Here is a 10,957-nt window from a genome sequence, read left to right as displayed (position 1 = left end):
GATTTTCAACAACCTGCTAAGGATTAAGGTTTTGCCGGGCAATTCCAAGCCCTTGCTTATAGACCCTTAAGCATTGCAACAGTTGGAAATTCCGCGCCAGTGATCGGCGCTATTCAGGTAACAGAATGTCGGTACTTGCTGCCTGCTCCCGCTGTGGGTGACAGATGCTCAGCAGTACTTGTCATCTGCTCTGACGGTAAACAGGAATAGTTATTCTCCCTTGCTCTTGCTGCCCGGGTAACCTAGTTTGACCTGCTCGGGCACTCTCACTCTCTGCCTGCACCGTATTGCTCAACCAAGGAGTAATCCATGTCCTCTCTGCGCACCCTCTACCCGGCGATTGAACCCTATGCCCACGGCATGCTCGATGTCGGCGATGGCCACCATGTCTACTGGGAACGCTGCGGTACGCCCGGCGCCAAACCGGTGGTCTTTCTGCACGGTGGCCCCGGTGCAGGGTGCTCACCCGCCCATCGTCAGCTGTTCAACCCCGATCACTATGACATTCTGCTGTTTGATCAGCGCGGCTGTGGCCGCTCGATTCCCCATGCCTGTCTGGACGCCAATACCACCTGGGATCTGGTCGCCGATATCGAACGTCTGCGGCAGATGTGCGGTTATGAAAAATGGCAGGTCTTTGGTGGCTCCTGGGGCTCCACGCTGGCGCTGGCCTATGCCGAAACCCACCCCGAGCACGTGTCGGAGCTGGTGTTACGCGGCATCTTCACCCTGCGCCGTGACGAGCTGCTGTGGTACTACCAGGAAGGCGCTTCCTGGCTGTTCCCCGATCTGTGGGAAGGTTTCCTCGCCCCCATCGCGGTACCGGATCGTCACGATCTGATGGCCGCTTATCGCCGCCTGCTGACCGGTGACGATGAACATGCCCGTCAGGTCGCGGCCAAAGCCTGGGCCACCTGGGAAGGCAGCACCATCCGCCTGCTGCCGGATGCGGGCAATGTTTCGCATTTCTCCGAAGATCACTTCGCGCTGGCCTTCGCCCGCATCGAGAACCACTTCTTCGTCAACGCAGGCTGGATGGAAGAGGGTCAGCTGATCGCTAATGCCGCGCGCCTGAAAGATATTCCGGGTGTGATCATTCAGGGCCGCTATGACGTCTGCACCCCGGCCAGAACGGCGTGGGAACTGCACAAGGCCTGGCCACAGGCGGATTATCAGATCATTGATGATGCAGGCCATGCCTTCAACGAGCCGGGTATTCTTGATGCGCTGATCCGTGCGACCGACCGCTTTGCCGGTTTATCACACTCATAGCCTGTGTTAACCCGGGCCATGCACGCCCACACCGCCCGCCGCCTCTGTGGCCTGCTCCGTCGCCTTGCGGGCCACAGAGGCAGGCCATACCTACAGCAGATAGACGCCAATGAGCCTGAAATTAAATCATATTCATCACGTTGCCATCATTTGCAGCGATTATGCCCGCTCCAGAGCCTTCTATACTGAAGTACTGGGGCTGACGGTCGTAGCGGAAACCTACCGCGCTACCCGTGACTCCTGGAAACTGGACCTGGCGGTGAACGGCCACTATCAGATCGAGCTGTTCTCCTTTCCTGATGCTCCCGTTCGCCCGTCCTGGCCGGAAGCGCAGGGCCTGCGCCACCTGGCTTTTGCCGTTGAGGATGTCAGCACCGCACGGCAGGTGCTGCTGGATGCGGGCATAGAGGTGGAAGCGGTGCGGGTGGATGACCTGACCGGCAAACGCTTTGTGTTTTTCAGTGACCCGGACGGGTTGCCGCTGGAGCTGTACGAGCAGTAATCGCACTGGCAGCACGCTGAAACACCCTGACGACCGGCGCCCCGTGCACTCCGACAGAACTGCCGCTATGATGCGGCATCCCGGCGATCAGGCCGACACAGCAATATGAGAGAAGTACAGCATGAGCATGAGGTTGTGGATCAATCTGGGCGGCCTGCAGGGTCGCCAGCCCGACAAAACCGATCTGGTCACCCTCTATGAAGAGATTGAGGCGCTGGACGATCTGGCCGAAGCGCTGGATCAGGTGCCGCTGTCTGCCTATTTCGATGACACCGACCTGCAGTATCAGCTCAATGACGGTGATCATTTCGACGATGATGAAGAAACCTGGGACAACGACGAAGCCGAGTGGTTCTATCCCAAGGAGTGTCTGCTGACCGTCAACGCCCTGCTGGCCCATCTGCAGGCCAACGGCGAAGTGCTGGCAGAAGACACCGAGCAGGCGATCCGCGAGCTGAGCCATGTGCAGCAGGTGCTGAGTCAGGCGGAAAGCGAAGGCATGGTCTGCCACCTGATGCTGGTGATGTAAGCCGCGGTTCACGAACTGCTGCGCGCCAGCCACCCGGCGTGACAAGACCTTCCCGTCCCGGCGGGTGCGCACGGGCGAAGATCAAACATAATTTAGGGTTTTACAGGAGGTGCTCCGTGCCCCTGAACAGCAATGCCTCCACACGCCTGACGGGCGGTTGCCTGTGTGGAGAACTGCGCTATGAAGTCAGCGGTCAGGTGATTGATGCCGGTTACTGCCACTGCCGCCTGTGTCAGCGCGCCAGTGGTGCACCGATGATGGCCTGGCTGACCTGTGCCGACAGCCACTTCCGCTATACCTCCGGCACGCCGGCGGAGTATCACTCCTCCAGCCGCAGCCTGCGCGAATTCTGCCCTCACTGCGGCACCCATCTGGTGTTCCGCACCGTAGGTCAGGATCATCTGGATGTCACCATGCCCAGCCTGGATGACCCCGATCAGATCAAACCGCAGTACCACATCTGGTGTGCCAGCAAGCGCCCGTGGCTGCAGATCGGCGATATGCTGCCGCGTTTCGACGATAACGGCCCGGATATCTGACCGCTTCCCCAGCGGATAGCGCTGATGTTCTCTCCAGCGCACCGCTGTCCAGCACACCTCTGCCTCAGGCAGAGGTGTCATCGGTCTGCACGATCAGCAGGCGATCAGGCTATCAGGCTTCCAGTAATTTCAGCAGATCCGCATAGAGCGCATCCGGCAGTTCCACACCCTGCGCCTCACTGCGCAGACGTGCCTCATAGCGCCGCTGTGACGGCAAGCGGGCACCCGCATCAATGATCCCCTCGAACAGGCTTTCTGCCCGCAGCAGATGGGTATCGCAGTCATCACCAAGGAAACGTTTGGGATCGAACACCACCAGCAGCTCGCCGTGATAGGGCAGTGAACGGCTGCCGTCATCAAACGCCAGTGACTCTGCACTGGTCAGGTCGCCAATCAATGGCCCTGCCAGCAACTCCACCATGGCCGACAAGGCCGATCCCTTATGGCCGCCGAACGTCAGCATGGAGCCCCCGTTGATCACGGCATTAGCATCAGTGGTCGGCTGCCCTTCAGCATCCACGCCCCAGCCCAGCGGAATGGGCTTGTCAGCACGACGATGCAGCTCGATATCGCCACGGGCAATGGCACTGGTGGCAAAGTCAAAGATATAGGGGTTATGACCGGGACGAGGCCAGCCAAAGGCGATCGGATTGGTACCAAAGACCGGCTTGCGACCGCCCGCCGGGGCCACCCAGGCATGGCTGGGAGTGAACGCCATGGCGACCAGCCCTTGCTCCACCAGCGCTTCGATTTCTACCCACAGTGCCGAGAAATGCACGCAGTTGTTAATGGCCATGGCCGCGATGCCGCCACTGCGGGCCTTGTCCACCAGCAGCGGCAGCCCCTGACGGAAAGACAGCGGCGAGAAGCCACCGTGCGCATTGACCTTCACCACCGCAGGGGCGTGATCAATCACTTCAGGCTCCGCATCGGCAACACCTTTACCAGCCTTGAGGGTGGCAACAATACCGAGCAGGCGGTACAGCCCATGGGAATGACACTCATCCCGTTGACCACGTACCACGGTATCGGCCACCGCCTGCACGTGACCTTCAGTAAAACCGTGATGACGCAAAATACGCTCAGCCAGTTCGCGGATGTCTGTCAGTGACAACTGCATATCGCTCTCCAGATTCAGTCATGCCTAGGGCAGAGAGACGATGGTCACTGCCCGCTGATAGCACTGGTGTTCAGTTAAATTCCAGCTCCGGCAGCATCGACTGCCCGACCGCGACTGTCAACTCTCACCCGTGTGACGTCATCAGGCCTGATCAGAGGGGGCCGCGGCACGTTCCAGCGCCGCCTGCAGGGTCGGGAACCAGGCCGTCACGCCCGGCTCGGGCCGCACCCCCGCATGCCTGAGCGTTCGCAGCGGCTGCTGCTGCATATCGGCCAGCCACAGGCTGACCCCGGCGTGACGACACTGATCCATCAGCTTGAGCAGGGCGGAGAGGCCACCGGCATCCAGCACCGTGACCCCATCCAGATACAGAATCATGCCGGGCAGGGGCTCGCCGCTGCGCTGTTGCTGACGATGCAGCTGGGCCAGCTCACCAAAAATGCGCTCTGCCGCGGCAAAGAACAGCGGCCCGTTGATCTTGAACACCCGCCAGCCCGCTGGCAGCTGCGCATCCCGCACCCGCTTGCCGTCGGTAATATCGGTGACTTGGGTCATCGCCGCCATTTCCTGCATGAACAGCACGGCTGCCAGCAGAATGCCAGCGGTGATGGCGATCACCATGTCAAACAGGATGGTCAGCAACAGACAGGTCAGGAATACCAGCACATCGCCGCGTGGTGCGGTTTTCAGCAGATGCACGGCCTTGGGGGCTTCACTCATGTTCCACGCCACCATCAGCAGCAGCGCCGCCATGGCCGGCATCGGCAGATAGGCCAGCAACGGTGACAGGCTCAGCAGCGCCAGCAGCACCACCAGCGCATGGATCATCGCTGCCAGCGGCGACTGGGCGCCAGCGCGGAAATTGGCAGCGGAACGGGCAATGGCGGCCGTCGCGGTGATACCGCCGAAGAACGGGGTGATGACATTGCCGATACCCTGACCGAGCAGTTCCGAGTTGGCGCTGTGGCGTTTGCCGGTCATTCCATCCAGCACCACCGCACACAGCAGCGACTCGATGGCGCCCAGCATGGCGATGGCAAACGCCGAGGGCAGCAACGCCTGCACCATCGCCCAGCTCCACGCCAGCGGCTTGCCATCCGCGCCCGGATGGCTCCAGGGCCACGCCAGCTCCGGCAGTACCGGCGGAATACCCTGCCCCTGAGAGCCATCGGCCAGCACATAGCTGAAACGCGAACCTATGGTATCCACCTGCCAGCCCAGATGATTCAGTGCCAGCGCCAGCAGGCTACCGGCCAGTACCGCAGGCAGATGCGCAGGCACCGGTGTTTTCAGTTTTGGCCACAGCAGCATGATCGCCAGTGTCAGCCCGGCCACCAGCACACTGGGCCAGTGGCTGCCCGGCAACGCCAGTAGCAGCGCCTCCACCTTGGGCAGATAGCGCTCCGGCAACTGGCCGACGCTGAGGCCAAAGAAGTCCTTGATCTGCAGGGTGGCAATCGACACGGCGATCCCCCCGGTAAAGCCCAGGGTGACCGCTTCGGGAATGTATTCAATCAGCCGCCCCAGACGCAGCAGCGCCAGCAGGATCAGAATCAGCCCCGACAGCAGGGACGCCAGTAACAGCCCGCCCAGACCAAACTGCTGCGCCACCGGATAAAGAATCACGACAAAGGCCGCGGTCGGCCCGGAAATGCTATAGCGCGAACCGCCGGTCAGGGCGATCAGGAAACCAGCGATGATGGCGGTGTAGAGGCCATACTGCGGCGCAACGCCACTGGCGATAGCCAGCGCCATGGACAGCGGAATGGCAATGATACCGACGGTGATACCTGCCAGCAGATCCTTGCTCAGTCGCTGCAGGTTGTAGGTTTCATTCAGACAGCTTTCACGCAGGGCGTGGCCAATACGGAGGGAAAACAGGTGGGCGCGATGCGGCATGATCACAGGTCTCCAGCAGGAGAAAGCGCCAACCGCAGACAGCGCTGTGTATCGCCTTCTGTACAGTTAGCATGTGATGAGAATTATATGCCTATACAGTATTCATTCAATGTTAATAACATTAACATGTAATGCACATATCCATGAGCCTGCATGGCGCTCAAGCCCCCGAATCCTGCCGAGGTACCTGAAGATGGAGCAGCGAACTGCACGCCTGACCCTGTTGATCGACCCCCGCAAGAAAGCCATTTTCGAAGCACTGTGCGCGAAGGAAGATGTCACTCCTTCACAGAAGGTCCGTCAGTTTATCCGTGACTACATTGAACAGCAGATGGGGCCAGACTGGTTGCAGCAGGCCATTGAGCAGGAAGGACAACAGGAAGAACAGTAAGGCTGACGGCGCTGCGGCCGTCAGCCAGCTGATTTACAGGGCGTAAACACACTCTCACGAGCGCAGGCCCGGCAAGACGAAAAGCGCCGCAGAAGCGGAGTTTGCTTAACGCACATGGCCTTTCAACGCTGCGTGGCCGACACGCAGCAGCGCGTTGGCAGGTACTCAGAACAGCCAGCGCAGCACGCCATAGACCAGCATCCCGCCACAGACCGTCAGCAGCAGGCTGACCCCACGCCAGGCCATCAGACCAGCGACCACAGCCGCCCACAGGGTGGGATTCTGCCAGTCGGTGTGGATCTGCTGGTCACGTACCAGCGTGGTCTGCACCACGATAGCGGTCAGTACTGCAACCGGCACATAGCCCAGCGTACGCTGCAGCAACGGCGGCAGCTGGAAGCGATGAGCCAGTGCAAAGGGCAGATAACGGGGCACAAACGTCACCGCCATCATCGCCAGAATCAGCAACAGCAGGGTCAGATCATTCATGGTGAGTCGCTCCGTTCAGGGGGGCCGTTTTTTTGCTCAGCATCTCCGTCCCGATACCGACACCAATGGCCACCAGTGAGGTTACCAGCAGACCGGTATTGTGCGGCCAGTCATAGGTCAGCAGGATGACGCCTCCCGCCGTCACAGCACAGCACAGGTGGCTGAACTGCTTGATGGCAGGCACAACCATGCCGACAAAAGCCACGACCAGCGCCACTTCCAGCCCCCAGTGGGTGAGATCAGGCACATCCCTGCTCAGCCAGGCGCCCAGCGCGGTGCAGGCGACCCAGTTGATGTACATGGCAGAACCCGAGCCCAGCCAGTACCAGCGCAGGTTGCCGGTATCGCGATAGTGGCGCAGATGGGTGCTGACGGTGGCATAGGTTTCATCCGTCAGCCAGAACGCCAGAGGTAACCGCCAGCGCTGTGACAGTCTGGCCGCTTCCGGCATCAGGCTGGCGGCATAGAGCATATGCCGCAGGTTGACCACCAGTACGGTCAGCGCAATCACGGCCGGATGAGTGTGCGATGCCAGCAGCCCCACGGCAATAAACTGTGAGGCACCGGCAAATACCAGCAGGGACATGGCCAGAATGGCCCACACCGGCACCCCCTGACTGTAGCCAAGGGCACCATACAGAATACCAAAGGGGATAGCGGCCAGAATCAGCGGCACGGTATCGGTTATACCGGCCAGATAGGCGTTGACTGGCAGCTCATGGCCAGCGCGAAGAGTCTTGTTATGGGTTGTCATGGGCATCACTGACGCTGCAGATTGGGCTCAGGCAGTATAGACCTGCCGTCTGAAAGACTGCTTGGACAATATTGACTTTCTTGCTGGTCCGGCGGGGCGGTGGCATCGGGCCGGTTTTTTCTATACATTGCCGACTCCGGGCGGCGGTCGCCCGACCCGAATCAAGTATTACCTCAGGGGAGTGTTCTCCATGGCATCACTCAAGGATCAATTACTCAAAAACGGCCTTGCTACCAAACAGCAGGCGCAAAAGGCATCCGCGGACAAACGCAAGCAGGACAAGCTGGCCAAGCAGGTGTCCAAAGCGGATCAGGAAGCGGCCAAGCTGGCTGAGCAAGTCAAACGCGAACAGGAGCGTCAGGCCAAGGTGCAGCGCGACCGCGAGCTGAACCAGAAACAGCTGGATGACAAAACCCGCCGCGCACAGGAAGCCGAAGTGCGTCAGCTGCTCGAAGTACATGGCGTCAAACCGCCCAAGGACGCTGACACGCCCTACAACTTCGTCCACGGCACCAAGATCAAGAAGCTGTACGTCACCCCTCAGCAGCTGGAGCAGCTGTCACGCAGCCAACTGCTGATCGTGATCGCCGATGAAGGTTACCTGCTGGTCCCCGCAGCAGAAGCCGCCCGTATTGAAGAGCGGATGCCGGAACGGGTGATTCATCCTCATGTCGACAGCAGCAGTGACGATGACGAATACCCGCCCATCCCCGATGACCTGATGTGGTAAGGGTGGTGTAACAAACAAAAGAGCCCGGGCCGCTTAGCGACCCGGGCTCTTTGTTTTTCCACAGCACCGTTGTTTGACGAACGTCCCCGCGCTCAGAAGGTGAGCCGGTTACAACACCTGCGACAGGAAACGCTGCAGGCGCGGATGGGTAGGGTTATGGAAGAACTTGTCCGGGGTATCTTCCACCAGCAGTTCGCCGTCTTCCATAAACAGCACCCGGTCAGCCACTTCACGGGCAAAGCCCATTTCGTGAGTCACCACCACCATGGTCATGCCTTCTTTGGCCAGACTCTTCATGACATCCAGCACTTCACCGACCATTTCCGGGTCCAGTGCCGAGGTCGGCTCATCGAACAGCATGATTTTCGGCTTCATGCACAGCGCCCGGGCGATGGCCACACGCTGCTGCTGACCGCCCGACAGCTGACTGGGGTAGTTGTTCATGCGCTCGGCCAGACCGACTTTCTTCATCAGCGCCTTGGCATGCTCCTCCACCTCGCTTTTGGCCCGTTTGGAGACCTTCAGCGGCGCCATCATCACGTTGTGCAGGGCGCTCTTGTGCGGGAACAGGTTGAAGCTCTGAAACACCATACCAACGTGCTCACGCAGTTTGTTGATATTGGTGTTTTTGCCGTACATATCGACCTGATCGATGACGATACTGCCACTGGAGATGGTTTCCAGCTGGTTCAGGGTCCGCAGGAAGGTGGACTTGCCGGAGCCCGACGGCCCGATAATCACCACCACTTCGCCCTTCTTGATAGAGGCCGAGACCTTTTTCAGGGCATGGCAGCCATTGGGATAAATCTTGTCGACATCTTTGGCGATGATGATGTCTTCGGCGTTCTGTAAATGCATCGTATCGTCCTCGCCTTAATCGCTGGCTGCCAGTTTCTTTTCCAGACGCTGGATCATCCATGACAACGCGCCGGTCATCACCAGATACAGCAGCGCCACGGTGAACCACACCTCGAACGGAGCAAAAGTGGCGGAGACCACTTCACGACCGGCTTTGGTCAGGTCAGTGATGGAGATGACCGACACCAGCGAGGAGTCCTTGATCAGGTTGATAAACTGACCGGCCATGGGCGGCAGGGTGCGTTTGAAGGCCTGCGGCAGGATGACGTTGACCATCGCCTGCACGTAGGTCATGCCCAGCGAGCGGGCGGCTTCCATCTGTCCGGGCGGAATCGACTGGATACCGGAGCGGACGATTTCCGCCACATACGCCGCGGTAAACACCGCCAGCGATGCCACACCGGCGGTAAAGCGGTCCAGTGACAGCACAGTGCCGATAAAGAAGTAGAAAATGAAGATCTGCACCAGCAGCGGCGTGCCGCGGATGATCTCGATATAGGTGATACACAGCTGACGGATAGCCAGATTGCGGGAGATACGGCCAAGGCCAATAAACAGGCCGATGATCACCGCAAACACCAGCGATGCCAGCGAGATTTCCAGCGTGGTGATCATGCCTTCGGTGATGGGGCCGATGCGCCAGTTGCTGATGGTGGCCACCTGATCACCTTCAAAAATCAGGTCGCCGTCGTTCACCGAAATCGCGCTGAACTTCTTCACCACCACCGGCTCGCCACCGGCATCGGGCACCAGCGTCAGGGTCTTGTCGTCAGTACTGACTTTGGCGGTACCGTCAAAGGGCGCACGAACCGATTGCGGCTCGGTATTGATCAGGTAGGGAACGACACGCTGCCAGTTCCAGTTGTAGTTGATGTGTTTACTGGAGGCGTAGACCACAGCACAGAAGGCTACCACTATCACCAGATACACGCTTTGCCATAGCGCCCGGTTTTCAGATCGCATGTTTGAGGGTACTCCAAAAAAACAAACACCGATTTGCAAGCAAACCGGTGTTCGGTATCACAGGACTGAATTCAACTTACTGTACAGTTTTCAGCCATTCGTCACTTTCAAACCACTTCTGGTACAGACGGTCATAGGTGCCATCACCCTTGGTCTGACGCAGGAAGTTGTTGAGGAAGTTCAGGAAGTCAGGATCGTTCTTGCGGATCGCCCAGCCCAGAGGCTCATAGGTGAAGGGCTTGTCCAGGTGAACCACTTTGCCTGCATTCTGCGCTGCGTAGATAGCGTTGAAGGGCAGGTCGTAAACGAAGGCATCAGCCTTGCCATTGACCACTTCCAGTGCGCCATCCGCTTCGGTGTCGAACAGACGGATGTTGGACTGACCGATATATTTCTTGGTTGCAGCATCACCGGTAGTACCCAGTTTGGTCACTACGGTGTACTTGGGATCATTCAGATCTTTGTAGGAGGTGATTTTGCCAGCCAGTGAAGGCTTCATCAGGATGGACTGACCCACCACGATGTACGGATCAGCAAAGTTAACTTTCAGGTTACGCTCAGCAGTGATGGTCATACCGCCCATGATGATGTCGCACTTGTCAGTCAGCAGGGCAGGGATGATACCGTCCCAGGCAGTGTTGACCGGGGTGAACTTCACTCCCATGGACTTGGCCATCAGTTTGCCCATATCGATGTCAAAACCGACGAATTCGCCGTTCTTGTTTTTCATCTCAAACGGCATGTAACCGGCTTCGAAGCACACCCGCAGTTCACCTGCAGAGACCACTTTGTCGACAGCGCTTTCTGCCATGGCAGCCTGTGACACGGTAGCCACACCCAATACCAGCCCCAAAGACGCGAGCAGTTTTTTCATAAGCAACCTCAAGCTAGACAACTTTTATAATGGCAGG

The 10,957-nt window shown here is 58.9% G+C and carries 13 protein-coding genes; 6 read left to right on the top strand and 7 right to left on the bottom strand.

What is annotated here, in order from left to right; all coding sequences use genetic code 11:
* Positions 1–309 precede the first annotated feature (309 nt).
* The 4 genes from pip to WH50_RS18895 all read left to right on the top strand — a co-directional run bounded on the left by pip (position 310) and on the right by WH50_RS18895 (position 2,842).
* Positions 310–1,272 (top strand): prolyl aminopeptidase, encoded by a 963-nt coding sequence (pip, locus tag WH50_RS18910; protein WP_110188859.1) that lies wholly within the window; start codon positions 310–312, stop codon positions 1,270–1,272.
* A gap of 109 nt (positions 1,273–1,381) precedes the next feature.
* Positions 1,382–1,774, top strand: coding sequence for an SMU1112c/YaeR family gloxylase I-like metalloprotein (gene gloA2 / locus WH50_RS18905; RefSeq protein ID WP_110188858.1), 393 nt, complete (start codon positions 1,382–1,384; stop codon positions 1,772–1,774).
* A 121-nt stretch (positions 1,775–1,895) separates the two neighbouring features.
* Positions 1,896–2,303, top strand: coding sequence for a hypothetical protein (locus WH50_RS18900; RefSeq protein ID WP_110188857.1), 408 nt, complete (start codon positions 1,896–1,898; stop codon positions 2,301–2,303).
* A 116-nt stretch (positions 2,304–2,419) separates the two neighbouring features.
* Positions 2,420–2,842: a GFA family protein gene (locus WH50_RS18895; RefSeq protein ID WP_207780388.1), complete on the top strand. Its 423-nt coding sequence runs from the start codon at positions 2,420–2,422 to the stop codon at positions 2,840–2,842.
* A gap of 112 nt (positions 2,843–2,954) precedes the next feature.
* Here WH50_RS18895 and WH50_RS18890 read toward each other — a convergent pair whose 3' ends face one another.
* Together WH50_RS18890 and dauA are read right to left on the bottom strand one after the other, a co-directional pair.
* Complete coding sequence (locus WH50_RS18890) at positions 2,955–3,962, bottom strand: Ldh family oxidoreductase (RefSeq protein WP_110188856.1); 1,008 nt, start codon at positions 3,960–3,962, stop codon at positions 2,955–2,957.
* Positions 3,963–4,103: 141 nt separating this feature from the next.
* The gene (gene dauA / locus WH50_RS18885; protein WP_110188855.1) at positions 4,104–5,861 is read right to left on the bottom strand and encodes a C4-dicarboxylic acid transporter DauA; all 1,758 of its coding nucleotides are present in this window, start codon (positions 5,859–5,861) and stop codon (positions 4,104–4,106) included.
* 193 nt (positions 5,862–6,054) lie between these two features.
* Here dauA and WH50_RS18880 point away from each other — a divergent pair, with 193 nt between their 5' ends.
* Entirely contained in the window at positions 6,055–6,252 is a 198-nt protein-coding gene (locus tag WH50_RS18880) for a CopG family transcriptional regulator (RefSeq protein WP_104154725.1), read from the top strand.
* 165 nt (positions 6,253–6,417) lie between these two features.
* Here WH50_RS18880 and WH50_RS18875 read toward each other — a convergent pair whose 3' ends face one another.
* Entirely contained in the window at positions 6,418–6,741 is a 324-nt protein-coding gene (locus tag WH50_RS18875) for an AzlD domain-containing protein (RefSeq protein ID WP_104154724.1), read from the bottom strand.
* Positions 6,734–7,495 carry an AzlC family ABC transporter permease gene (locus WH50_RS18870; RefSeq protein ID WP_110188863.1) on the bottom strand — a complete coding sequence of 254 codons (762 nt, stop codon included), beginning with the start codon at positions 7,493–7,495 and terminating at the stop codon, positions 6,734–6,736. The genes WH50_RS18875 and WH50_RS18870 overlap by 8 nt, the downstream gene beginning before the upstream one ends.
* A gap of 190 nt (positions 7,496–7,685) precedes the next feature.
* On the opposite strand from WH50_RS18870, the gene WH50_RS18865 reads away from it, so the two are divergent.
* On the top strand, positions 7,686–8,225 hold the full coding sequence (locus tag WH50_RS18865) for a DUF2058 domain-containing protein (protein WP_104154723.1): 540 nt from the start codon (positions 7,686–7,688) through the stop codon (positions 8,223–8,225).
* 108 nt (positions 8,226–8,333) lie between these two features.
* Here WH50_RS18865 and WH50_RS18860 read toward each other — a convergent pair whose 3' ends face one another.
* The 3 genes from WH50_RS18860 to WH50_RS18850 form a co-directional block, all read right to left on the bottom strand.
* Positions 8,334–9,083, bottom strand: coding sequence for an amino acid ABC transporter ATP-binding protein (locus WH50_RS18860; protein WP_165838480.1), 750 nt, complete (start codon positions 9,081–9,083; stop codon positions 8,334–8,336).
* Between the two features lie 15 nt (positions 9,084–9,098).
* Positions 9,099–10,046, bottom strand: a complete 948-nt coding sequence (locus WH50_RS18855; RefSeq protein ID WP_110188854.1) for an amino acid ABC transporter permease — start codon at positions 10,044–10,046, stop codon at positions 9,099–9,101.
* A 76-nt stretch (positions 10,047–10,122) separates the two neighbouring features.
* Positions 10,123–10,920 (bottom strand): transporter substrate-binding domain-containing protein, encoded by a 798-nt coding sequence (locus WH50_RS18850; RefSeq protein WP_104153240.1) that lies wholly within the window; start codon positions 10,918–10,920, stop codon positions 10,123–10,125.
* Positions 10,921–10,957: the final 37 nt, after the last annotated feature.

It is taken from the genome of Pokkaliibacter plantistimulans (assembly GCF_003194385.1).
GTDB classification, from domain to species: domain Bacteria; phylum Pseudomonadota; class Gammaproteobacteria; order Pseudomonadales; family Balneatricaceae; genus Pokkaliibacter; species Pokkaliibacter plantistimulans.
Note: the sequence above shows the minus strand (reverse complement) of the source record. Positions and strands in the feature narration are given on the sequence as shown.

Coding starts and splice junctions, on each gene's coding strand:
- pip (WP_110188859.1), top strand. CDS start 310: ATGTCCTCTCTGCGCACCCTCTACCCGGCGATTGAACCCTATGCCCAC.
- gloA2 (WP_110188858.1), top strand. CDS start 1,382: ATGAGCCTGAAATTAAATCATATTCATCACGTTGCCATCATTTGCAGC.
- WH50_RS18900 (WP_110188857.1), top strand. CDS start 1,896: ATGAGCATGAGGTTGTGGATCAATCTGGGCGGCCTGCAGGGTCGCCAG.
- WH50_RS18890 (WP_110188856.1), bottom strand. CDS start 3,962: ATGCAGTTGTCACTGACAGACATCCGCGAACTGGCTGAGCGTATTTTG.
- dauA (WP_110188855.1), bottom strand. CDS start 5,861: ATGCCGCATCGCGCCCACCTGTTTTCCCTCCGTATTGGCCACGCCCTG.
- WH50_RS18880 (WP_104154725.1), top strand. CDS start 6,055: ATGGAGCAGCGAACTGCACGCCTGACCCTGTTGATCGACCCCCGCAAG.
- WH50_RS18875 (WP_104154724.1), bottom strand. CDS start 6,741: ATGAATGATCTGACCCTGCTGTTGCTGATTCTGGCGATGATGGCGGTG.
- WH50_RS18870 (WP_110188863.1), bottom strand. CDS start 7,495: ATGACAACCCATAACAAGACTCTTCGCGCTGGCCATGAGCTGCCAGTC.
- WH50_RS18865 (WP_104154723.1), top strand. CDS start 7,686: ATGGCATCACTCAAGGATCAATTACTCAAAAACGGCCTTGCTACCAAA.
- WH50_RS18860 (WP_165838480.1), bottom strand. CDS start 9,083: ATGCATTTACAGAACGCCGAAGACATCATCATCGCCAAAGATGTCGAC.
- WH50_RS18855 (WP_110188854.1), bottom strand. CDS start 10,046: ATGCGATCTGAAAACCGGGCGCTATGGCAAAGCGTGTATCTGGTGATA.
- WH50_RS18850 (WP_104153240.1), bottom strand. CDS start 10,920: ATGAAAAAACTGCTCGCGTCTTTGGGGCTGGTATTGGGTGTGGCTACC.